The 22701-nt window shown below is 66.7% G+C and carries 21 protein-coding genes; 7 read left to right on the top strand and 14 right to left on the bottom strand.

Features of this window, described 5'->3' with window-relative positions; genetic code table 11:
* Positions 1-111: 111 nt before the first annotated feature.
* A complete protein-coding gene (locus EO174_RS20405) occupies positions 112-708 on the bottom strand; it encodes a 4'-phosphopantetheinyl transferase superfamily protein (RefSeq protein ID WP_115678099.1) in 597 nt (198 codons plus the stop codon).
* A 126-nt stretch (positions 709-834) separates the two neighbouring features.
* Here EO174_RS20405 and EO174_RS20400 point away from each other — a divergent pair, with 126 nt between their 5' ends.
* Positions 835-1086 carry a GlsB/YeaQ/YmgE family stress response membrane protein gene (locus EO174_RS20400; RefSeq protein WP_016901812.1) on the top strand — a complete coding sequence of 84 codons (252 nt, stop codon included), beginning with the start codon at positions 835-837 and terminating at the stop codon, positions 1084-1086.
* 58 nt (positions 1087-1144) lie between these two features.
* On the opposite strand, the gene EO174_RS20395 is transcribed toward EO174_RS20400, so the two are convergent.
* From EO174_RS20395 to EO174_RS20380, 4 genes are read right to left on the bottom strand one after another with little or no spacing between them, the layout of a single operon-like run.
* The gene (locus EO174_RS20395; RefSeq protein ID WP_104585639.1) at positions 1145-1582 is read right to left on the bottom strand and encodes a GFA family protein; all 438 of its coding nucleotides are present in this window, start codon (positions 1580-1582) and stop codon (positions 1145-1147) included.
* The gene (gene xth / locus EO174_RS20390; protein WP_126947030.1) at positions 1579-2358 is read right to left on the bottom strand and encodes an exodeoxyribonuclease III; all 780 of its coding nucleotides are present in this window, start codon (positions 2356-2358) and stop codon (positions 1579-1581) included. The genes EO174_RS20395 and xth overlap by 4 nt, the downstream gene beginning before the upstream one ends.
* Before the next feature lie 51 nt (positions 2359-2409).
* Positions 2410-3675 (bottom strand): phosphodiester glycosidase family protein, encoded by a 1266-nt coding sequence (locus EO174_RS20385; protein WP_126947027.1) that lies wholly within the window; start codon positions 3673-3675, stop codon positions 2410-2412.
* Positions 3665-6268: a TonB-dependent receptor gene (locus EO174_RS20380; protein WP_241240050.1), complete on the bottom strand. Its 2604-nt coding sequence runs from the start codon at positions 6266-6268 to the stop codon at positions 3665-3667. The genes EO174_RS20385 and EO174_RS20380 overlap by 11 nt, the downstream gene beginning before the upstream one ends.
* A gap of 159 nt (positions 6269-6427) precedes the next feature.
* Between EO174_RS20380 and EO174_RS20375 the strand changes: the two genes are divergently transcribed.
* A complete protein-coding gene (locus EO174_RS20375) occupies positions 6428-7576 on the top strand; it encodes an ROK family transcriptional regulator (protein ID WP_126947054.1) in 1149 nt (382 codons plus the stop codon).
* A gap of 94 nt (positions 7577-7670) precedes the next feature.
* Here the strand turns inward: EO174_RS20375 and EO174_RS20370 are convergent, their stop codons facing one another.
* The 6 genes from EO174_RS20370 to EO174_RS20345 all read right to left on the bottom strand — a co-directional run bounded on the left by EO174_RS20370 (position 7671) and on the right by EO174_RS20345 (position 14571).
* Positions 7671-8462 carry a hypothetical protein gene (locus EO174_RS20370; protein WP_126947022.1) on the bottom strand — a complete coding sequence of 264 codons (792 nt, stop codon included), beginning with the start codon at positions 8460-8462 and terminating at the stop codon, positions 7671-7673.
* The gene (locus EO174_RS20365; protein ID WP_164740279.1) at positions 8459-9256 is read right to left on the bottom strand and encodes a peptidylprolyl isomerase; all 798 of its coding nucleotides are present in this window, start codon (positions 9254-9256) and stop codon (positions 8459-8461) included. The genes EO174_RS20370 and EO174_RS20365 overlap by 4 nt, the downstream gene beginning before the upstream one ends.
* Positions 9257-9416: 160 nt before the next feature.
* A complete protein-coding gene (locus EO174_RS20360) occupies positions 9417-10451 on the bottom strand; it encodes a glycerophosphodiester phosphodiesterase family protein (RefSeq protein WP_232087986.1) in 1035 nt (344 codons plus the stop codon).
* A gap of 611 nt (positions 10452-11062) precedes the next feature.
* Positions 11063-12790, bottom strand: coding sequence for a cation acetate symporter (locus EO174_RS20355; protein ID WP_104585622.1), 1728 nt, complete (start codon positions 12788-12790; stop codon positions 11063-11065).
* The gene (locus EO174_RS20350) at positions 12787-13104 is read right to left on the bottom strand and encodes a DUF485 domain-containing protein (RefSeq protein WP_104585619.1); all 318 of its coding nucleotides are present in this window, start codon (positions 13102-13104) and stop codon (positions 12787-12789) included. Before EO174_RS20350 ends, EO174_RS20355 begins: the two co-directional genes overlap by 4 nt.
* An 84-nt stretch (positions 13105-13188) precedes the next feature.
* Complete coding sequence (locus EO174_RS20345) at positions 13189-14571, bottom strand: DcaP family trimeric outer membrane transporter (protein WP_164739709.1); 1383 nt, start codon at positions 14569-14571, stop codon at positions 13189-13191.
* 294 nt (positions 14572-14865) lie between these two features.
* On the opposite strand from EO174_RS20345, the gene acs reads away from it, so the two are divergent.
* Complete coding sequence (gene acs / locus EO174_RS20340) at positions 14866-16809, top strand: acetate--CoA ligase (protein ID WP_119131545.1); 1944 nt, start codon at positions 14866-14868, stop codon at positions 16807-16809.
* Between the two features lie 285 nt (positions 16810-17094).
* Entirely contained in the window at positions 17095-17763 is a 669-nt protein-coding gene (locus EO174_RS20335) for a response regulator transcription factor (RefSeq protein WP_016901792.1), read from the top strand.
* A gap of 82 nt (positions 17764-17845) precedes the next feature.
* On the opposite strand, the gene EO174_RS20330 is transcribed toward EO174_RS20335, so the two are convergent.
* A complete protein-coding gene (locus EO174_RS20330) occupies positions 17846-18178 on the bottom strand; it encodes a hypothetical protein (protein ID WP_226427882.1) in 333 nt (110 codons plus the stop codon).
* 309 nt (positions 18179-18487) lie between these two features.
* On the opposite strand from EO174_RS20330, the gene EO174_RS20325 reads away from it, so the two are divergent.
* The 3 genes from EO174_RS20325 (at position 18488) to EO174_RS20310 (ending at position 20674) form a co-directional block, all read left to right on the top strand.
* Positions 18488-19408, top strand: a complete 921-nt coding sequence (locus EO174_RS20325; RefSeq protein WP_126947016.1) for a DUF4424 family protein — start codon at positions 18488-18490, stop codon at positions 19406-19408.
* Between the two features lie 495 nt (positions 19409-19903).
* Entirely contained in the window at positions 19904-20467 is a 564-nt protein-coding gene (locus EO174_RS20315; protein ID WP_180708177.1) for a TlpA disulfide reductase family protein, read from the top strand.
* A gap of 3 nt (positions 20468-20470) precedes the next feature.
* Complete coding sequence (locus EO174_RS20310; protein ID WP_016901788.1) at positions 20471-20674, top strand: hypothetical protein; 204 nt, start codon at positions 20471-20473, stop codon at positions 20672-20674.
* 114 nt (positions 20675-20788) lie between these two features.
* Here EO174_RS20310 and EO174_RS20305 read toward each other — a convergent pair whose 3' ends face one another.
* Positions 20789-22417 carry a family 43 glycosylhydrolase gene (locus EO174_RS20305; RefSeq protein ID WP_126947013.1) on the bottom strand — a complete coding sequence of 543 codons (1629 nt, stop codon included), beginning with the start codon at positions 22415-22417 and terminating at the stop codon, positions 20789-20791.
* A gap of 71 nt (positions 22418-22488) precedes the next feature.
* Positions 22489-22674, bottom strand: coding sequence for a hypothetical protein (locus EO174_RS23015; protein WP_164740277.1), 186 nt, complete (start codon positions 22672-22674; stop codon positions 22489-22491).
* Between the last annotated feature and the right edge of the window lie 27 nt (positions 22675-22701).

Genomic DNA, 22701 nt, shown 5'->3' with positions numbered 1-22701 from the left:
GACAGTGGTCGGGCCGCCACGGCACAGATCCACGGCCTGCACGTGCTGCAGCCCGATCAAGACAACGCGCTGGCGCTGCGGTGCAGAGATGCAGTGCGTTGATCGCCGCGCCTAGTCGGCCGGCAATGGATGGAACGCCAGTGCGGCGCGGCAGTCCGGCGCCGCCCACCACTCGTGCAGCCGCCAGTGTGCGGCCTGGCCCAGCGCCGGGTCGCACCATTGCAACTGCAATGCGCCGTCGGGTGCCACCGCGTAGGCGAGCCGATGCAGGCCGAACGACAGACCATGCCCATACGCCTTGAGCAGCGCTTCCTTGGCGCACCACAGGCGGAAAAACAGCGCCTGCTGCGCGTCCGGCTCCAGCCCGGCCAGCAGTGCGATCTCGTCGGCATGGAAGAATCGCTGCGCGATCTCCAGCAGCCGCGGGCGCGCGCGGATGCGTTCCAGGTCCACGCCCAGCCGCACGCGGTTGCCCAGGCCGACCAACAGATAATCGCCACTATGGCTCCAGCCGGCGTCCCAGTCGGGCAAGGCCGGTTGCAGCGACGGGCGCCCGCGCGCGTCACGCAGCAGCGGTACCCGGGCAGGTTCCAACGCCAGCGCCTGGCCCAGCAACTCGCGCGCCTGTGGCTCGCCGCGCTCGCCATGCCGGTGCGGACGCAGCCACAGTTGCACCGGTCCGATGTGCCAGCTCGCGTACGCTGTCACGCTGCATGCACCAAGCACAACGCCCGCAGCGGCGTGTGATCGCGCTCGACAGTCACTTCACGCCTGTCTGCGTTGAATGGCGCCCATGCACTACTTCCGGTGCAATCGAATGAGGAGTTCGGCAACATGGGCATCATCATCTGGTTGATCGTCGGCGGCATCGTGGGTTGGCTGGCCAGCATCATCATGCGTCGCGATGCGCAGCAAGGCATCATCCTCAATATCGTGGTCGGCATCGTCGGCGCGCTGATTGCCGGTTTCCTGTTCGGTGGCGGCATCAATCAGGCCATCACCCTGTGGACCTTCGTGTGGTCGCTGGTCGGTGCGGTGATCCTGCTGGCAATCGTCAACCTGTTTACACGTGGCCGCGTGCGTTAAACAACGTACACGCAACGCTGCAGAACCCAACGCCCGGGCTTGCCCGGGCGTTGCCGTTTCAGCCATCGACCGCAACCCGATCGGCCGGATGGTGAACCCCGTCTTCCACCGGCACGGCGATGTTCAGCGCATACGGATTGACGCCTTCCAGGCAACCGACGTTATAGCCGTATTCGTTGGGGTTGGAGCGCCGCCGATGATGCGTATAGATCCCGCACACGCCGCAGAAATAATGCGCCGCGGTATGCGTGTTGAACTGATACAGCCGCAGCACGTCTTCGCCCTGCAACACATGCAGGCCATCGAGCGTGACCGAGGCGACGATGGCGCCGCGGCGGCGGCACATCGAACAATCGCAACGGCGCGGATCGAGCAGCCCGTGCGGCAGGTCCAGATCGATCTGCACCGCGCCACAGTGACAGCTCAGCCGGTGCACCGGCCCGAGCGTGACCTCGCCAACCTTGTGCGTGCTACGCCGCAGATGCCGCTCGCTCATGAGCTGGCCTCGGCAAGCCGCACCCAGGCCGGCGCGTGGTCGCTGGGGCGCTCCCAGGTGCGTGGTTCGCGATCGATGCCCGCTTCCACCGCGCGGGCGCGCAATGCATCCGACACCAGGGTCAGGTCGATGCGCAGCCCCAGGTTGCGGCGGTAGGCGGCCTGGCGGTAATCCCACCAGCTGAAATGGCCGGCATCGTCGTGATGCTGGCGAAACGCATCGTGCAGCCCCAGCGCCAGCAGCTTGTTGAGGGCGCCGCGCTCGGCGGTGGAGGTGAGGATGTGGTTGTCGCTCCACACTTCCGGCGCGTAGACGTCGCGCGCATCCGGGGCGATGTTGAAGTCGCCCAGCACCACCAGCTGCGGGTGGCGTTGCAGTTCCTGCGCGATCCAGTCGTGCACCGCCTCAAGCCAGCGCAGCTTGTAGGCGTACTTGTCGGTGCCCACATCCTGGCCGTTGACCACATACAGATTGATGATGCGCACGCCATCGACGGTGGCGGCGATCACACGCTGCTGCACGTCATCGAAGCCGGGGATGCCCATCTGCACCTCCAGTGCCGGCGAGCGCGACAGGATCGCCACGCCGTTGTAGGTCTTCTGCCCGCAGAACACGCTGCGGTAGCCCAGCGCGGCCAGGGCCGCATCCGGGAATTTGTGGTCTTCCAGCTTGGTTTCCTGGATGCCCACGACGTCCGGCGCGAAGTCCGCCAGCCACTGTTGCAGGTGCGGCAGGCGCACGTTAAGCGAGTTGACGTTCCAGGAGGCAATCTTCATGGCGCGGACCGTGGTTCAAACCGCCAATGGTACCGCGCCGCCCGCGTGCGCTCAGGGCCGTGGCGCGATGCGTACCCCGAGCTGGTTGGCGACCGGGCGTTCGCGCCCCGGGATGCCGGTATGGATGGGGCGATTGAGTGCGCGCACGCGCCCATCCACCCGCGCGGCCAGGGTGCTGGAGCCGCCGCCGTCCAGGTTGATGGCGGACGTGGCGCCAAGCTGCTGCAGCACCGTGGTCAGCGCGTCCAGGGTGATGCCGGCGCTATAGCCCGGCTGGCGGCCGTCGGCGACCACCATCCACAGCGTCCTGCGCGCGCGATCCAGTCCCAGCGCGCTGCGCGGCTCGGGGCCGTCGTAGTACTCGGCGCGGCTGGCCTCGCGCCGCTGGCGCTTGCCGTCGCGCAGCAGCAGCGGGCCGGCCCCCACCCCCAGGCGGGTGCCCGGCGGGCAGCTGCCATGCACGATGCTGACCGCATTGCGCGCGCTCACGCACAACGCCGCATTGACGCGTGCATCGCTGGTGGCGGCGGCCGAATCCAGATGCCCTGCCTCGATCGCCAGGCCTTCGGCAGTGACGCCCTGCCCTGCCGCCGGCACGAAGGCCTTGTCGAACAACTGCCCGCCCTCGAACGGCAGGAAGTAATCGGCATTGATCGCCAGCGCCAGGCCGCGGTCGCGCACGAACGCGGTGGTCGGCTTGGCCAGGAACTCGCCGCCCCCGCTGCGCTCGCCAGAGGTGCCGACCAGTTGCAGCCCGGGGGTGGCAAGATCGATCTCGGCGATATGCAGCATCACCGGTTGCGGTGCGCGCATGGCCTGCCGCCAGTAGCGGATGCCCGGCGCCAGCGTGATCGGCGCGCCAGGCGCCGGCACCGGCTGCACCAGCGGTTCGATGCTGACGCGTTCGCGTGCATGGGCGTGATCCAAGGCGGCCAGCACTGCGTCGATGCGTGCAGGTGGCGTGCGCAGCAGCAGCCGTTGGGTGGGCGCGGCCTGCAGCACCTGCGCCAGGCCGGCGCAGCGCGCGCCGCGGCAGGCACTGGCATCGATGCCGACGCGTGCCGGGCCATCGGCATCGTCTGGTACCTGCAAGGCGATGCGATTGTGTTCGGCCGGTTTGCAGCGGCTCGCCGCCGCCAGCACATCGTCCGGCCATTGGCCCCAGCAGTCGCCGCTGACGAGGGTCTCCATCGGCACGAAGGGCGTGGCTGCCGATGGAGTTGCGGCATCGTCGGCACTGGCGCTGCCGGCCAGTGTTGCCAGCACTGCCAGCACTGCCAGCAATGGCGCCGATGCGCCGCGGCGGTCAGAACGCATAGTCCACTCCCAGGTAATAGGCGCGGCCGTTGTCGAGCTGCTCGCGCATCAGTTGTCGGTCGGCACCGATCACCCGCGTCAGCCGCGCGTTGGCGAGATTGCGGCCCTGCACGGTCAGGCGCAGTTGCTTGCTGAAGTTCCAGGCCAGCTGCGCGTCGTAACTGGTGATCGCGTCGTAATAGCGGTCGTTGACGCGGTTGTCGGTGGCGGCCGAAAGCAGCTGCTGGCCGGTGTAGTTGGCGCTGACGCGCGCACTGAACCGGCCGATGTCGTACAGCAGCGAGGCATTGGCGCTGCGCCTGGGCGATTCCATCAGGCCGGGCAGCGCGCGGCGCGTGCCGTCGGCCATCTGCACATCGGCGGTACGCGGGTCGAGCAGGGTCGCGTTGAACATCGCGCCCAGGTTGGACCAGGCGCCGGGCAGGAAATCGAAGCGTGTGTCGATGGCGGTCAATTCGATGCCCTGCACCTGCGCATCGCCGGTATTGATCGCCTGGGTGGTGGTGACCTGATAGCTGCCGACCAGGCCGCCGGGGTCGCGCTGGGTGTCGGTGCTGGTCAGGCGCACGATTTCATCGCCGATGCGCTTGTGGAACAGCGCCAACGACAGCTGTGAATCGCGGTCCGGGTACCATTCCAGCGACAGGTCCCGGTTGTCGGCGCGACGGGGGCTTAGCAGCGGGTTGGCGATGCTGCGATTGATGGCCAAGCCGGTGGCATCGACCACCGGGCTGCTGTTCTGGCCGATGTCGGCGTAGGTGGGCAGACCGATGGTGCGGCTGCCGGCCACGCGCAGTTTCACTGCCGGGGTGATGTCCCAGGCCAGGTTCGCCGAAGGCAGCAGGAAGCGGCGGTCGCTGTCGGCCGATTGCTGCACGTAGTTGCTGGTGCTGTTCAAGGGCTGCGGCACCGCGCTGCGTACGGCGCGCTGCAGGTATTCGTTGCGCAGGCCGACCGTGGCCAGCGTGCGCTCGCCATGCCAGGTGCCCATGACATAGGCGGCGCCACTGCGCTCGTCAATGCCGAAATCGCTGATCGCGCTGTTGCGGGCATTGGTGCTGGCCGGCACGTAGGCGCCTGGCGAGGCGGCGGCGAAGGCGGCGACCCTGGCCGGGTCGATCAACAACAGGCAGCCCACTTCGGCGTAGGGGCAGATGCGCGCATCGTCGGTGCCGATCGTCGCCAGGCTCACGCGGCCGGCCGGATTGCGGCGGACTTCATCCAGGTTGTAGCGCTGCTGCAGGTCGCGGTACTGCAGGCCGCCACGAATGCCCCAGCCGCGCGCATCGGCATCGGCGTTCTGGCTGTAGTCCAGCTTGAACGTCGTCGTGTCGGTGCTGCTCTTTTCCACGCGGGTCAAGAAATACTGCTGGGTGTAGTTGGCCGCATTGCCGTAGTACCCCGGGTCGACCGGGGCGATGCGCGGGCGCGTGTCGTCGCCGAGCGCATACGCAAAGCCCAGCCGCGGGGAAGCGGCGGCGCTGAACACGTCCTCGCGGGTGTCCTGCCGGTACTTGCCGGTGGCGCGGTTGAGCAATGCGTCTACATGCCCTTCCGGATTGAGCCGGAAGCTGCCGCCCAGTTGCGCGTAGCGCAGCGTGCGGGTCTGGTCGAAATGGTTGGCATCCACCTGCGCGCTGCCCTGCGCGTAGCGGCCGTTGCCGGCGTCGGTGATCGTGGCATTGCCGACGCGGTTGATCCACTGCGAGCGACGCTGCTCGTCGTTGCCGTGCTCGAAGGTGCCGGCGCTGAAGGCCAGCCTCACGTCCTGGCCGTCGTCGTATTCGAGCTTGCCGAACACGCTGCGACGCTGGCGCAGGTTGTCGTAGCTGAGCGGGCGGAAGCGGTCCGGTGCGATCGCCAGGCCGTCCGGATCCAGACCGGGCGTGAGGGTCTGTCGCACACCGTTGGCGTAATAGCTGTAGCTGTCGATGGCAGTATTCAACGACGCCGAATCGCGCCGGAAGTAGTCGGCAGACAGCACCACGCCGAAGCGCTGGTCCGGCCCGAAGGTGTCGCTGAAACTGCCCTGCACCTGGCCCGATGGGGTGCTGCCCTGCAGCTGCCGGCGGTTTTCCCAATCGGCCAGGTTGGCGCGCACGGTGGCAAAGCGGCCGTCGTGATCGAAGGCGCTGCGTGTGCGCAGCGCGGCGATGCCGCCGATGGCATTGCTGTCCATGTCGGCGTTGAAGCTCTTGTAGATGTCCACCTGTTGCGCCAGTGAGGCGGGGATCACGTCCAGCGATTGCACGCGCCGGCTGGTTTCGGTGGACGGCAGCGCCACCCCGTCGATCAGCACGTTGTTGTAGTCGGGGTTGAAGCCGCGCAGGCTCATGAACTGCGCCTCGCCGCGGCCGTTGTTGACCACCATTGACACGCCCGGCACCCGCTGCAGGGCCTCGCCCAGGCCGAAGTCGGGGATCGAGCCGATATCGTCGGCGGCCACGCCGTCGGACACCACGGCGGCCTCGCGCTTGGCGCCGATCGCCTGGCGGATCGACAGATGCTGGCCGGAGACCTGCACCGCGTCCAGCTGCACCGGGGTGGTGTCGCTGGCCGGCGCGGCAGCATGGGCGCCCAGGCTGGCGTTCATGCACAGGGCCAGCAGGCCGAGGCGGGGACATGGGCGGGTACGCAAACGTGACATGGGATGACCGCAGATGGCAGAGGCCGCCAATTTAATAACTTACTGTGAATTAATTATTTCAGCCGAAGCGGGTAGACTGGCGCGTCCCCCGTGCCACCGCTCGCCATGCCGTCCACTGCTGCTGTCGCATTGCCGCCGCATTCGCCGCATTTCCCCGTCCTGAGCCGCAATGAGCGCGACATGCTCGACCGCCTGCGCCTGGCCGGTGTGCTCACCCGCGCCGACCTCAGCCGCGGCACCGGGCTGACCGTGCAGACCGCGGTGCGCCTGATCGAAGGCCTGCAGGCGCGCGGCATGGTCCACATGGGCAGCGGCGTGGCACGTGCCGGGCGCGGCAAGCCGGGGGTGGCGGTGTCGTTGAATCCGGCGCATGGCCACACCCTGGGCGTGTCCATCGCCACCGATGCGCTGACCCTGGCGCTGGTGGATTTCACCGGCCAGGTGCTGGCGGTCAGCGAGCTGCCGCTGGACGCACGCAGTGCGGATGCGGTGTTGCTGCAGCTGCAGGCCGGCGATGCGGCGCTGCTGGCAGGCCTGGAGCACGCGGCGGGGCCGCGGCTGGGCATCGGGCTGGCCATGAGCGGGTTTTTCACCGGGGAGGACGGGCGCATCAATCCGCCCGAACCGCTGCGCGCGCTTGGCGAGTTCGCGTTGGCGCCCTGGCTGGCGCAGGCCTGCGCGCAGCCGGTGTGGATGGACAACGACGGCAGCGTGGCCGCCGCCGGCGAAGCGATGCTGGGCGTGGGCCGTCGCCACCGCGATTTTGCCTATCTCTATCTCAGCTACGGGTTCGGTGGTGGCCTGGTCATCGACGGCCAGGTCATGCGCGGTGCGCGCGGCAATGCCGGTGAATTCGCCGGCATGCTGCCGGCGCAGAAGCTCGAACGCGCCACGCTGGAATTGCTGCGCGAACTGCTGGCCGACGACGGCGTGGTGTTTGCCGATGTACGCAGCCTGCTGGCCGCCTACGACCCGCGCTGGCCGGCGATCGAACGCTGGATCGCACGCAGTGCGCCGGGGGTGTCGTTGATCGTCTCGGCGATCACTGCGGTGTGCGACCCGGAAGCGATCGTGTTCGGCGGCCGCCTGCCGGCCGACCTGGCCCGGCGCCTGATCGCCGCCGTACAGATCGACAACCTGCCGCGCCGCGGCCAGGCCAGGCCGATGCCCGTGCTGCTGCCGGCCGAGGCACCGGCCGACGCCTGCGCGATCGGGGCAGCCACGCTGCCACTGAAGGCGCGCTACTTCCGTTAGTGCGCGCGCCGGCAGCGACGCTGCCTGCCGTGCACGCCGTGCGTCCTCGCCCTGCCGCTGGCGCTACGGCAGCCTGCCCGGCGCGGAGGCTGCGTCAGCGCGCGCAGCAGCTGGCATGCAGCTCCCGTGCAAGCATCACCACCTGCTGCTCGGTGGCGGCATCCATCTCCTCGAACATCTCCTCGCCGCGCAGCGGGGCGGCAGGTGGCAGCGGATGTCCGAACGGCTGCTGGGCCACCAGTCGCCAGGCATCGCCGTACAGCGGCTCGGCGCTCGCCAGCAGCGGCGAGGACACGAACTGATCCAGCACCGGCATCGCCGCCCGGTTGCCCTGCATCGCCATCGTCTCCAGGTCGGCCAGCACCTGCTCGGCCTCGGCACGATCGGACCGGGAGAGCGGTTGCGGCCTGCCGTCTTCGGCGATGGCGGGTTGGCGCTCCAGCAGCAGGCCGGCGCGTCGACGCAGCAATTCCAGCTGCGCGTCGGTATTGCCGCCGGCGGCAGCCTGACGCAGCAGTTGGTCCACCTGCGCGTACTCGCCTTCGCCCACGTGCTGGCACGCCTTCAGCCGGGCAGCATGGTCGCGTGCGCGTTGCGACACCGCCGCGCGCGCGCCAGGCTCCGCCGGGTCCGCATCGCCAACGGACGGCGCCGCCGGCGCTTCGGCAAGCATGGCGCAGCGGCGATAGGCCTGCGCGCGCGCATACGACGCCGCGGCAAGCGCGCCTGGCGCGGCAGCGGCGCTGCTGCGCCCCGTTCCTGCAGCGCTGGCCTGCAGCGTCGCTTCGGCCTGGAAGTCCTGCCGCGCTCCGGTACCACAGGCTGACAAGGCCAGCGCCTGCGCCACGAGGAGCAGCCATCGGAACGGCGCGCCGCTCCCGCTCATTGCCGGATCCGCGGTGCATCCGCCTCGGCGCTGCGCTGGCCCTGCTCCGAGGACGCCAGACCCGCCGCTTGCGCAGAGCGGTCCCGCACCAGCTGGGCGATGGCGCGATCGCGCAGTTCTTCGCGCAGCTGCGCTTCGATCATCCCGCCCACGGTGTCGAGGGTGGCGGTGTGCTTTTCCTCCAGGCGGATCAGGTGATAGCCGCCGGGGCCGCGCACGGGGCCGGACACTTCGCCCACCGCCAGCGCACGCACCGGCGCCGCGAAAGGGGTGTCCAGGTACAGGCCGAACATCGACGACAGCTGCCCCCCGTCGGCGGCAGTGGCACCATCGTCGGATTCCTCGGCGGCCAGTCGGGCGAAATCGCCTCCACGCGCGATACGACGGCGCAGCATCTGCGCACGCTCCAGGGCCTGCGCCTGACTCAATGGATGACTGCGCCGCGGCGCCGACTCGGGCTGTTCGGCGATGAAGACATGGCTGAGCCGGAATTCGTCGAAGTCGCCCGGCCGTTCGGCAAAACGCCTTGCGATAGCGGCCTGCGACACCGTCACGCTCTGCAGCAGGTGGTCGCGCTCGGCCTGCGCAAGCACGGTATCGGCCGCCTCGCGCAGCAGGGCCGCGGTTTGCGGATCATCGGCAAGGCCTTGGCGCCTTGCGTGTTCGGCCAGGACCGCGCGTTCGATGGACGCAGCGGCGCTGTCCGCATTGTCGCGGCGTGCCTGTTCCGCTGGCGCAGCCTCTTTGCCCGCATCTGCGTCTGCCGGCGACGCAATGGCAGCCTGCGTGATCATGCAGGCAGCCAGCAGCAGCAAGACGCAGCGCCTCGCGCGTGCAGGACCCACAGAAACGTTGAATGACCTGGACATGACATCTCCCTCCGAAACAGCGGCGATTGACGCTTGCCAGCCATCCGGTGCGGCAACCTCGGCCGCACCGGATGCCGTCAAGGCGTTACGGGGCGTAATGCGAAATGCGCCGCCCGTTGATCTTCAGCGTGCGCATGGTCGACTTCGGGTCGTCGGTGGTAATCAGCCCGAACCGCTGCGACATCAGGAAACCGATATCGCCGCGGTGGTCTGCGGTATCGGATTTGCCCTGGTACGAGGAATACAGTTGCGACAATCGGTAGCAGCACGAACCGTTGTTGCTGATGAACTCGCCGGCACCCGGGCCATCGGGAATGGCCTGGAAGATGGCAATGCGCTTGCCCTCGGCACGCGCTGCGTTCTTCTGGCCCTGCAACAGGCCATCGTCCTGCTTGACGTTGATTTCCAGCGTGTGGGCATAACGCTGCCATTCGACGCGACTGGCCGGCACATCGATCTTCGCCAGCATGTTGGTGGTGTAGACCGGGATGGCATGCACATACCGGGAGTTGCCGACAAAGGCGGCCGGGTGCGGGAACAACGTGGCGTTGACCTTCATCGCCACGACCTGCTCGGGATGATCGGGAAACGCCTTCAGGGCAGCGGTGTGTACCGCGCGCACGCCATCGGCCGACTTGACGTCGAAGATCAGCGGCAGCTGCATGTTGTTGCGCTTCCAGTACGCAAACAACTCGTCCAGGCTGTACATCTCCCACCCGGTGACGGTGCCACGGTCCGGCGTGAGCAGGTGCAGTCGCTTGATGTTGGCCAACGACAGGCTGCTGACCAGCGGGTTGGCGCCCTGGTTGGTTCTCGGGTTGTACTTGGCACCCCCGACGACGGTGTACACGTCGGTGGTGCGCCCAAGATTGAAGTCGTGGCTCAGCACCGGCATGCCGTCCTGGGTCACCTTGACGTCCAGCTCGACGCCGTCCATGCACTGCACGTCGGCATTGAGCACGGCGCGGCTGGAGTTTTCCGGAATCGCCGGATCGCCCGAGTATTTGCCCCACAGGCCGCGGTGGGCCAGCACCAGGGTATCGGCGGTGAACTTGTCGTTGAGGATCTCCGCCATCTTGTTGGCGGTATTGCCACAGGATGCCGCAGCAAGTTGCGGCATGGCCGCCAGCACGGCCAGCACGCCGAGCAGGCGGCAGGCACGGGCCAGGGGATGTGGAACGAGGGTGGTCGGCATGGTCTCTGTGTCCCGGTTCGTAGGTGCAGCAAGGGCAAGGGATGGACGAGAGCCGACAGGTCGACGCAATCGGCGGACTCGCTTGCAGCGCACTCGCCAGCCGGTCGATACCGGGGGTGAGGCCAAGCCGTGCGTGATCAGCGTTCGGCTTGTGCGCCAATTTAGTCACCCTAGATGACTTAATTTCTTCGCTGGTGTTGCGGTTGTTCGCGATCGCGCAGGCATTGCGTGGAAAACGAAGCGGACGATGCGATCGCATCGATGCCACGCGAGGACGCAGCGCTGTCGTGCATGCGCGCGCAGCGCGTCGGACGCCAGCGCACCGAGGTCTGACGGGGCGTTGCGCACGGGTCGTCACGATGCTGGATCGCTGCCGGCACCGGCGCGGTGCGCGCGGTCGACCGATACCCCCGCCTTTCGCGTCAGAAGACGATCGTAGGGACGTGGCAACACAGGCGCTGCCCGCTGCCAGCCTTGGCCAAAACGCAAAACGCCGGCACTAGGCCGGCGTTTTGCGACTGCTCAGTGACTGTACGTCAGTGACCCGACGCGCCGCTGGCACCCAGGCCGGTTTCGGCACGGATCTGCTGCGCCTTGAACGCGGCACGTTCGTTGGCGGCCTGCGGGCTGTGATCCAGGATCGAGAACAGCCAGATGCCGACAAAGCCAATGGTCATCGAGAACAGCGCCGGCGAGGTGTACGGGAACGGCGCCGAGCCGGCTGCATTGCCCAGCGTGTCCACCCACACCGACGGCGACAGCACCGTCAGCACCAGCGAGGAGATCAGGCCCAGGAAGCCACCGACCACCGCACCGCGGGTGGTGCAGTTCTTCCACAACAACGACAGGATCAGCACTGGGAAGTTGGCCGAGGCGGCGATGGCGAATGCCAGCGACACCATGAAGGCCACGTTCTGCTTCTCGAACACGATGCCCAGCAGCACCGCGATCACGCCCAGCACCAGGGTGGTGGCGCGCGAGACCTTCAGCTCCGAACCCGGCGCCGGGTTGCCCTTCTTGATCACCGTGGCATACAGGTCATGCGACACCGCCGAGGCACCGGACAGGGTCAGGCCTGCGACCACCGCCAGGATGGTGGCGAAGGCCACCGCCGAGATGAAGCCCATGAACACGTTGCCGCCGACCGCGTTGCCGACCAGCACCGCCGCCATGTTGGCCGCGCCCTTGCCGCCGTGGATGGTGCCGGTGGTGACATCGGCGAACTGCGGGTTGGTCAGCACCAGCGCGATCGCACCGAAGCCGATGATGAAGATCAGGATGTAGAAGTAGCCGATCCAAGTGGTGGCCCACAGCACCGACTTGCGCGCCTGCTTGGCATCGGGAACGGTGAAGAAGCGCATCAGGATATGCGGCAGGCCGGCGGTGCCGAACATCAGCGCCATGCCGAAGGAGATCGCCGAGATCGGGTCCTTCACGAAACCGCCCGGCCCCATGATCGACAGGCCCGCCTTGGCCGCATCCTCGGGCGATGCACCGCCATTGGCCGCGATCGCCGTCTTCACCCGCACGCCCTCGGCAAACAGCGCCTCGAAGCTGAAGTTGAAGTGCCACATGATCGCCACGGCCATGAAGGTCACGCCGGTCAGCAGCAGCACCGCCTTGATGATCTGCACCCAGGTGGTGGCGGTCATGCCGCCGAACAGCACGTAGACCATCATCAGCACGCCGACCAGGGTCACCGCCACCCAGTAGTCCAGCCCGAACAGCAGCTTGATCAACGCGCCGGCGCCGACCATCTGTGCGATCAGATAGAACAGCACCACCACCAGCGTGCCCGACGCGGCAAAGCTGCGGATGGCAGTCGGCGCGAAGCGATAGCCGGCCACGTCGGCGAAGGTGTACTTGCCGAGGTTGCGCAGCCGTTCGGCCATCAGGAAGGTCAGGATCGGCCAGCCGACCAGAAAGCCGATCGCATAGATCAGGCCGTCGTAGCCATTGGCCATCACCGCCGCGGTGATACCCAGGAACGAGGCCGCCGACATGAAGTCGCCGGCGATCGCCAGGCCGTTCTGGAAGCCGGTGATGCCGCCGCCGGCGGTGTAGAAGTCGGAGGCCGACTTGGTCTTGGCCGCCGCCCACTTGGTGATCCACAAGGTGCCCAGCACGAAGAAGGCGAACATGCCGATCGCCACCCAGTTGGTGGGCTGCTTGTCGACCTGGCCCATGTCGCCGCCGGCGGCCAGCGCGATGCCGGCCGGCAGCAGCCCGGCCAGGATCAGGAGAAGACGCGAATACTTGCTCATTTGCGGGCGTCCTCGAGGATCTGCGCGGTCAGCTGGTCGTAGGTGTTGTTGGCGCGGCGCACGTAGATGGCGGTGATGGCGATGGTGAACACCATCACCCCGATCGCGATCGGGATGCCGATCGAGGTCACGCCTTCACCCATCGGCTTGGCGAGGAATTCCTTGTCGAAGGCGATCAGGCCGATGTAGCCGTAATAGGCCAGCAACATCAGCACGGTGAGGGTCCAGCCCAGCGTGTTGCGCTGGCGCTTGAGTGCGTGGTACTTCGGATTGGCATCGATCTTGGCGATCAGTGCGTCATTCGAGACGGTCATTGTCTGTCTCCTGGTAGAGCGCTGGTAAAACGACGGTGGCCTTGCCCGTTCCACCGCAGTGGAGCGGGCCGCCAGTGGCAAAAACTAGAAGCTGTACTTGGTGGTGAATTGCAGGCGCGAAATGTCGCCGCTGTCGCCGTTCTCGGCTTCGCGGCGGCCGTACATCAGCTCCGCACCCACATCGACCTTGGGCAGCGGCGAATAGAACACGTTGGCGCGAATGCTCTGCTGCGACTTGCTCGCGAGCGCGCCGGTGTTGGCGATGTCGTGGTCGTAGTTCACGCGCGAATACATGATGGTGCTGCGCAGCTTGGCGTTGTAGTCGTGGCGCCAGGCCACCCAGCCGGCGATCGTGCTGACGGTCTGGATGTTGCCGTCGATGTCGATCTCCACATCCGAGCCGTTGCCCAGGCCCAGATAGCGCCCCAGGCCTTCGCCGTAGCTGAGCTGGTAACGCAGATCGTTATTGGCGTTGATGATCCAGCGGCCGCCGCCGGCGATCGCGCCGCCGAAGTCGGTGTCGTTGGTGAGCGCGCTACGCGTGCGGTACTGGCGCGCGATCGCCGACAGGCCGAACGTGCCCCAGGTGCCCTTCCAGTTGTAGCGCGCGGTCAGGTCCGGCATCGCGCCGTGGTCCGAGGCCAGGATGGTGTTGCCGCCCTGGTAGGGCGTGGTCAGTGTCTCGGGATTTTCCGCCGACACGCTGAAGGCGCCGCGGGTGTAGCGGATCTGGGTCTGGCGGCTGAACAGCGCGCCGTCGGTCGGCCCGACGATGTCGGCCGCCTCGGGCAGGATCGTGGAATCGATGAAGTTGGACCAGGTCTGGCCGGCCAGCCAGTTGTTCCAGCTCACGTAGGCGTGGCGCAGGGTGCCGCCGTATAGATTGTTGACCTGGTTGGCCAGCGCGTTGCCGAAGAAATCCAGCTCGATGAAGCCGGTGATCTTGTCGCCGTTTTCGGTGACCGTGTCCACGCCCAGGTTGAAGCGCGAGAACTTGGCGTGGAAGTCGGTGTCGGTGCTCGAGGCCTGGCCACCGACCGGCGTCTGGGTCGGGATGTACAGGTAGCGCCCCACCGCGCCTTCGGGCAATGCGCCGTCGGAGGTGCGGGTGGTCATGAAGTCGGCCTTGATGAAACCACCGTAGCGGAACGTCGTCCCCGCCGCTGCATTGGGTGTGATGCTGGTCAGCTGGATCGGCCGCTTGCCGGCCGGCACCGCCGGCGCGGCAGGTGCCTGCGCCTGTGCGGCACGCACCTCGGTCACCTGGGTCTGCGTCTGCGTGATCTGGCCCTGCTGCTGTTGTTGCGCAGACACCAGCAGCTGGACCTGACGCTCGAGCTCGGCGATGCGCGCTTCCAGCGCCTTTTCCTTGGCGGTCTGCGCGAACGCCACGCCCGGCAGGATGGTGGCCACCAACAAGGCAGCCGCCAGCGGATGGCGCACTAACGGTGCAGTACGGTGTGTCATGGACCCCTCTCCCCGATATGGCCTCGCGCTTGATGGCGATGCTGTGCGGAGCGTGAGGCAGTCCGCGCTTTGCAGCCTATTCGCCTTTGGTCGTAGCTGCAGCGCAGCATTCCACAAGGTGGCCGATCGTTGCACCAGGGCCGGCAACGGATTGCGGATCACCGGCTGCGGCAGGTAAGACCAAGGTCTAAGGCCCGGTTGAACGCCGGGACAGAATGGATACGGCACACTGATTGTCTACCGAGGGCAGCCGCAACGTCCTCTTCCGACAAGTTCATCGCAAGTGAGGGTGCCATGGCTGAGGTTTATCCCGTCGATCCCGCGTTCGCCGCCAATGCGCGCATTACGCGCGAGCAGTACGCAACGCTGTATCGCGAATCGATCGAACACCCCGAGCAATTCTGGGGCAAGGCCGCACAGCGGCTGGAATGGTTCAAGCAACCCACCCAGGTGAAGGACGTCAGCTACGCGCTGGAGGATTTCCACATCCGCTGGTTCGGCGATGGCGAGCTCAATGCCAGCGTCAACTGCCTGGACCGCCAGCTGGCCACGCGCGGCGACAAGACCGCGCTGTTGTTCGAGCCCGACAGCCCGGATGCGCAGTCCTATCCGGTCACCTATCGCGAGCTGTACGAGCGCGTCTGCAAGCTCGGCAATGCGCTGCGCAACCTGGGCGTCAAGAAGGGCGACCGGGTCACCATCTACCTGCCGATGATCGTCGATGCCGCCGTGGCCATGCTCGCCTGTGCACGCATCGGTGCGGTGCACTCGGTGGTGTTCGGCGGGTTTGCGGCCAATTCGATCGCCGACCGCGTGATCGATTGCCAGAGCAAGCTGATCATCACCGCCGACGAAGGCCTGCGCGGCGGCAAGAAGATTCCGCTCAAGGCCAACGTGGATGCGGCACTGAAACTGCCCGGCACCAACACCGTGGAAACGGTGCTCGTCGTGCGTCACACCGGTGGTGCGGTCGAGATGCAGGCACCGCGCGATCGCTGGTTCCATGATGTGGTCGACGGCCAGCCGGCCGCGTGCGAACCCGAGCGCATGAACGCGGAAGACCCGTTGTTCATCCTCTACACCTCCGGGTCCACCGGCAAGCCCAAGGGCGTGCTGCACACCACCGCCGGCTACCTGCTGTTTGCCAGCTACACGCACGAAGTGGTGTTCGACCTGCGCGAGGACGACATCTACTGGTGCACCGCCGACGTGGGCTGGGTCACCGGCCACAGCTACATCGTCTACGGCCCGCTCGCCAACGGCGCCACCGCGGTGATGTTCGAAGGCGTGCCGAACTATCCGACCGTGTCGCGCTTCTGGGAAGTGATCGACAAGCACAAGGTCAGCATCTTCTACACCGCGCCCACCGCGATCCGCGCGCTGATGCGCGATGGCGAGGAGCCGGTCAAGAAGACCTCGCGCAAGAGCCTGCGTCTGCTCGGCAGCGTCGGCGAGCCGATCAATCCGGAAGCCTGGCGCTGGTACTACGAAGTGGTCGGCGACAGCCGCTGCCCGATCGTGGACACCTGGTGGCAGACCGAAACCGGCGGCATCCTGATCTCGCCGCTGGCCGGCGCGGTCGATCTCAAGCCCGGCTCGGCCACCCTGCCGTTCTTCGGCGTGCAGCCGGCACTGGTGGATGCCGAAGGCAAGGTCCTGGAAGGCGCCACCGAAGGCAACCTGGTGCTGCTGGATTCGTGGCCGGGCCAGATGCGCTCGGTGTACGGCGACCACCAGCGCTTCATCGACACCTACTTCCGCACCTATCCGGGCAGCTACTTCACCGGCGACGGTTGCCGCCGCGATGCCGATGGCTATTACTGGATCACCGGCCGCGTGGACGACGTGATCAACGTGTCCGGCCACCGCATCGGCACCGCCGAAGTGGAAAGCGCGCTGGTCTCGCACCCGAAGGTCGCCGAAGCGGCGGTGGTCGGCTTCCCGCACGACGTCAAGGGCCAGGGCATCTATGCCTACGTGACCTTGATCGCCGGCGAAATCCCGAGCGAGGAACTGCACAAGGAACTGGTGACCTGGGTGCGCAAGGAAATCGGCCCGATCGCCTCGCCCGATCACCTGCAGTGGGCACCGGGCCTGCCCAAGACCCGCTCGGGCAAGATCATGCGCCGCATCCTGCGCAAGATCGCCGAAAACGCCCCCGACCAACTCGGCGACACCTCGACCCTGGCCGACCCGTCGGTGGTGGATTCGTTGGTCAATGAGCGGTTGGCGCGCTGAGAGGCGGGGATTAGGCATTCGGGATTGGGGATTGGTGGATGAGGGGCGCGGATTGGGGATTGGAGAGCGGGGATTCGCAGAAGCGGGTTCCCACTCCTTCGTCATTCCCCTCCTCGATCCAGCATCAAGCGGCAATCGGGAAGCGGATGGCCTGCTCAGACCGGCTGTTGCGAACTCCGGTGCACGAATTCCGGCATCCCTGCGTTCATGAATCCCGACTCCCCAGTCCCGACATCCCATGCTTTTGCGAATCCCGAATCCCCAATCCCCAATCCCGGCCCCTCAATGACCACCCTGCTGATCGCCGACGACCATCCCCTGTTCCGTGAGGCCTTGCGCGGGGCTGTGCAGCGCGTGATGCCGGGCGTGCAGTTGTTCGAGGCCGACACGGTGGATGCGCTGTACACCCTGGCCGATGCGCAACCGGATGCCGACCTGTTGTTGATGGATCTCAACATGCCGGGCGCGCAGGGATTCAGCGCGCTGGTGCACATGCGTTCGCTGCATCCGCAGCTGCCGGTGGTGGTGGTGTCGGCGCGCGAGGAGCCGACGGTGATGCGGCGTGCGATCGACCATGGTGCGTTCGGGTTCATTCCCAAATCCGCCGATTCGGACACCATCGGCCGCGCCCTGGCCACGGTGCTCGATGGCGAGCGCTGGATCCCGGCAGAGGCGCAGAACCTGCCGCCGACCGACAGCGAAGAACGCGAAGTGGGCCAGCGCCTGCGCGATCTCACCCCGCAACAGTTCCGCGTGCTGCAGATGCTCGGCGCCGGGCGGCTCAACAAGCAGATCGCCTACGATCTGGGCGTGTCCGAGGCCACCATCAAGGCGCATGTCACCGCGATCCTGCGCAAGCTCGGCGTCACCAACCGCACCCAGGCGGTGCTGATGGCCGGCAAGCTCGCCATCGATGCCGACGGCATCGTACTGCCGCCGCCTGAAGAAGACTGAGCGCGCTCGTCGACCGGCCTGCGAAAACGAAGGCCGATCGCCGCAGCGAAGCGCCGCGTGAGGTCACCACCGCAGGGGACAATCAACGCAACGGCTGGCCCGTGCAGACCTTCGACGCGCTTTGCGGCGAGGGCACATGCCACACCGCGTTTTCGTTTTCGTCCTCGCCTTCATAGATCGCATAGCGCCCATCGTCCTGGCGATGCATGGTGGGGCTGAAGGTGACGAAATCGGTGCGGCCGTCGGGGCCGATGAAATGCATGTCGCCTCCGCACACGATATTGGAATTGGTTTCCGGCCCCAGGGCAGCGCAGGTGACCTGCGAGGTCTCCGCGCGCACCACGCGACTCACGCGTGGCCGGACCAGCCCGCGATCGGCGGCCTCGCAGAAGTAATCGGCAAGCACCGTGCGCATCTCACGCTGCGACGGCATCCAGGACGGGCAGCTGCTGTACGCATCGGCGGTACAGCTTGAGACCACGGCAGCGGGCTGGCTGCGATCGGGCGCAGCAGCGAGGCTGTCTTGCAGTGACAGCAACAGGCAGGCGGCGACAGCCAGCAGGGAAACGTAGGAAGGCATCGGAGCGTGGGGTTGGAGTGCGCAGGGCGTGCGACTGTACGCCATGCGCAGTTGATGCCATGCATGCCCGCGCTGCGGCATCGGCAGGTGCGTGGCATGCTGTGCGCCTGCGGCGCGTCGGTGCGTGCCGGTGCCAGGGGATCCATGCAGCCACTCTCTTTTCCGCGCGGCCCGCTCGGGCTGCTCCTTGCGCTGGCCGCACTCGGCTGCGGCAGTGCGCAGGCCAACGACAGCAGCTTCGGCGACGACAACGGCACCATCCGGCTGTTGCATCAGCCCGATATCAGCATGGACAAGGAAGCGCTGCTGCTCAGCGAGGAGCGCGTGCAAGTGGACTACGTGTTCACCAACCACAGCGCGCGCGCATTGAGCGTGCCGATCGCCTTCCCGATGCCGCCGATGTATTTCGGCATGGCCGATCACAGCGAACTGACCGATTTCAACCTGTGGGTGGACGGCAAACCGGTGACCACCACGCGCAAGCTGGTGGTGTTGCTGGACGATGGCAGCGACATCTCCAAGGCATTCGCCGCCACCGGCTGGAGCACCGACGATATCGCCGCGTTCGCCGAATCGGGCAACGTGCCGACCGGGCGCACGCCGTTGCCGGCGCGCTGGATCGACCGGGACCAGCAACCGCGCTTCACGCTCAGCGAGTACTTCGTCTGGCAACAGGTCTTCCCGGCACGGGGCAGCGTGCAGATCCGGCATGCCTACGCGCCCAGCCTGTCCACCGGCGTGCCGCAGGGCAGCGCGTTCCTGCTGGAGTCGTATGCAAAGCGCACCTGCATCGAACCAGCCACCAAGGCCAGCATGCAGCGGCGCGAGGGTGCGCACGGCCTGGGCTGGGCCAACCTGCGTTATGTGCTGACCACCGGCAAGAACTGGAACGGCCCGATCAAGGACTTCCAGCTGACCATCCGCAAGCAGAACGCCAGCGACATCCTCAGCCTGTGCTTCGACGGCGCACTGAAGAAGATCGATCCGCTGACCTTCCAGTTCAGGCAGGCCGACTTCGTGCCGATGCGCGATCTGGAGCTGCTATTCGTGCGCGGCATCGAGTGACCGGCGGGGCCAGCACCCGCTGGCCGAACGCGCGTCTGCCTGCTGCCAGCGCGTTGCAGACGCGCTGCAGATCAGCGCTGATTGATCGCGCAACCGCCTGTGTTCGCCTGGCGACAGGGCGCCGCGTCATCGGTCGGCAATGGTCGGTGCCAGCGGCAAGGATCAGATGACGGCGGCAACGCTCGCAGCCACTGATCGCAGGAACACGCGCAGTCATTGCAGGCACTGTTTCATCGATCTTTCGGATGGTGCTGCGCGCCACGCAGACACGGCGCACTGCTGTTGATCGACACACCACAGTTGCGCAATCGACCCCTGCCAACCGCTGCGAGACTGGCAAGCCCGAGCGCAGCGGCGTGACCGCCTCCACAACCCCGCACCGCGCGACATCGCAGTTGTCGATATCACCATTGACCATCAGCTCATGCCTGGGCAAGGCTCGGGCTTGATGACGCTACTGGAGCTGGCATGGCGCGACGTTTTCCCTGGCTCTGGATCGGGCTGCTGGTTGCCTGTGCATTGATCGCGGTGCTCGCATGGCAGAACAAGCAGCTGCGCGCGCAGCAGCAGATGTTGCAGACCCGCATCAGCGCTCCGTATGACGGCATGTACGTGCCGCGCATCGCGGTCACCGATACCCAGGGCCAACGCCATCTGCTCGGCGTGCCGCAGGGACAGGCGCAGGTGCTGTTCTTCTTCACCACCACCTGCCCGTATTGCCAGCGCTCGGCACCCACCGTGCTGCGTGCGGCAAGGCAGTTGCAGGCCAATCTGCCCGGCCGTCCGCAATTGCTCGGCGTATGCCAGTGCGATGCGGCGCAGGCTGCGCGCTATGCGCATGTGCATGGCTTCGATTTTCCGGTGGTCACGTTGACCGATCGTCGCGCATTGATGCTGTTTCGCGCGCGCAACGTGCCACTGCTGATGGCCATCGATGGGCAGGGGCGCGTGCGCCATTCCCGTCTTGGCGTCTTCGATACCACGGAGCAGGTGCAGGACCTGGTCGCCGCGTTGCGCCGCACGGATGCGCCAGCGGCTTTGGCAACGGTGAAGGAGTGATGCATGAAGAAGCGTTGGGGTACTTTGCGGACGGCGTTGATGGCGGCCACGTTCCTGGCCAGTACCGGTTTCGGTGCGTTCCAGGTCATGGCGGTGGATAACGCACAGCCGAAAACCGAATCGTGTAGTGCGTGGGCCTGCAAAGCCGAGTGTCCGGAGTTTGGCGGCGACCTGGGGCAAGGCAACGTCTGCTACTGCTGCGGCTAGGAGCGGCGAGCGAAACGCCTGTGCAGCTACGTTTTGTTAGCCACGCCAGGTCTGACGGCGGGGTCCCCCCGGACCCCGCCGTTTAGCCGCATCGCTGGATGCTGCAGACCGCGCTCAGCGCAGCACGCGGTAACTGAAATCACGCAACACCACTGCGCCTTGCTGCGCAGCGTAGATGCCGAGCTGCAGGCTCAGGAAGCCGCCGAACACGTTGTGGTGAAAGCCTGACATTTCCATGCGCGTGGGGTGGCGAATCCACTGCCGGCCATCGTCGAAGCAATAGTCGAAGGTCACCACATGCGCATCGTTGCTCAGACGCAGGCGGATGCGTCGGTGCGTATTGGGCGCGCGTGCCCACACCAGTTCTTCGGAGTATTCGTAGGTCTTGATGGTATCGGGCGTAACGCCGATGCCGACGAAGGCCTTGTGGTTGTAGAACAGCAACAGGCCGCCCTCGGCATTGCCGGTGAGCTCCAGCGTGACCTCGGCGACGTAGCCGCGATCGGGCACGCCACAGGTCAACGGCGAGCTGTCGGCCGGCGAGCTGCCGGAGCAAGCCAGCGTCAGCGACCGATTCGCCCGTTGCACCCGCGCCTGCTCGCCGGGCCTGGGCGCATGCAGGCTCCATTGGGTGCCGAACCTGTCGCTGGAAAAATCGTCCGATAAGGCGAAACCGCTGGGCGCCGCATTACCCGTGGCGTGTCCACGTGCAGGCGTGCGCAACGGCTTGGACAGATCGCTGCCGGTGGCGCGGAACCAGCCATCGGCGGTCCATTCGATCGGCTCCAGCAGCGTCTGCCGGCCCAGCGTGCGGAAGCCGTTCTCGTAGCCGTGATAGACCATCCACCAGTCACCGCGCGGGCCTTCCACCAGCGTGGCATGCCCGCGCGACCACCATGGCTCCTGTTCGGATTGCGTGCGCACCAGCGGGTTGCGCGGGCAGTGCTCCCACGGCCCATGCACCGAGCGCGAACGCGCGGCGATGACCATGTGCCCGGTCACCGGCCCGGCAGTGCCGCCGACCGCGGTGACCAGATACAGCCAGCCGTTGTGCCAGGTCAGCTTGGGGCCTTCGGGGGCGAAGTTCTCCACGATCCAGTCGTCGGGATAGCGCCACGGCGCGTATGCCGGCTCCACCTGCCCGTCGGTGGCCAGTCCGTCGTCGCGCAGGCGCACCTTGCGGATGCCATTGACGAACAGATAGCGCTTGCCGTCCTCGCCCACCACATGGCCGGGATCGATGCAGCCGGCGATCTGCAGATCGATCGGGTCGCTCCACGGTCCGCGGATGTCGTCGGCCCAGATCACGAAGATCGACCAGCCCTTGTCGTCGGGATTGGCCGGAATGTAGATGAAATAGCGGCCAGCGTGCTTGCACAGGTCCAGTGCCCAGATCGTGCCCAGCTGCTTGCGCAGCGCCGGGCCGAGCGATGTCCAGTTGACCAGGTCGGTGGAATGCCACAGCACGATGCCCGGATAGGAAAGGAACGACGAAAACGTCATGTAGTAGTCGTCGCCATCCTTGAGGATGGTGGGGTCCGGATGATCGCCGGCCACGATGGGATTGAGGTAGCTGCCGTTGCCCAGATCCGCCTTGCGCTGGCCTTCGATGCCGCGCGCCCACTGCGGGGTGCCGGTGCAGGCCGCGTTTGCGTCGCCCGCCGGTGCGCTCGGCGACAACGGCGCGACGATGGCGCCTGCGGCGAGCACCTTGAACAGGTCGCGGCGGGTGGTGGTTGGCATGGGTGGGCTTTCGTGCGGTCGGGCTGGTATCTAGCCCCAGGCCTCGGACCGAGGCAACCGCATAGACGGCGTTATAGGAAGCGCTCATGACAGCTGCGGATTTCGACATAGATCGGCGACCACCACATGCCGGGCCGGCCAGCAGGCAAAGATGCCGGGAAACTCACCGCAGCGCTGCGCAACGCCCGTGCTGAACCGCCACCACCTGCGATGCTGCACTGCAGCGTGATCTGTTTACTCATGATTGCGATATTCATATGCGAACAGACCGGCATCGGCCGGCT

The organism is Xanthomonas sp. BRIP62418 (assembly GCF_003993495.1).
Lineage (GTDB): Bacteria > Pseudomonadota > Gammaproteobacteria > Xanthomonadales > Xanthomonadaceae > Xanthomonas > Xanthomonas euroxanthea.
The sequence above is the reverse complement of the archived record's forward strand: the minus strand, read 5'-3'. Positions and strand labels throughout refer to the sequence as shown.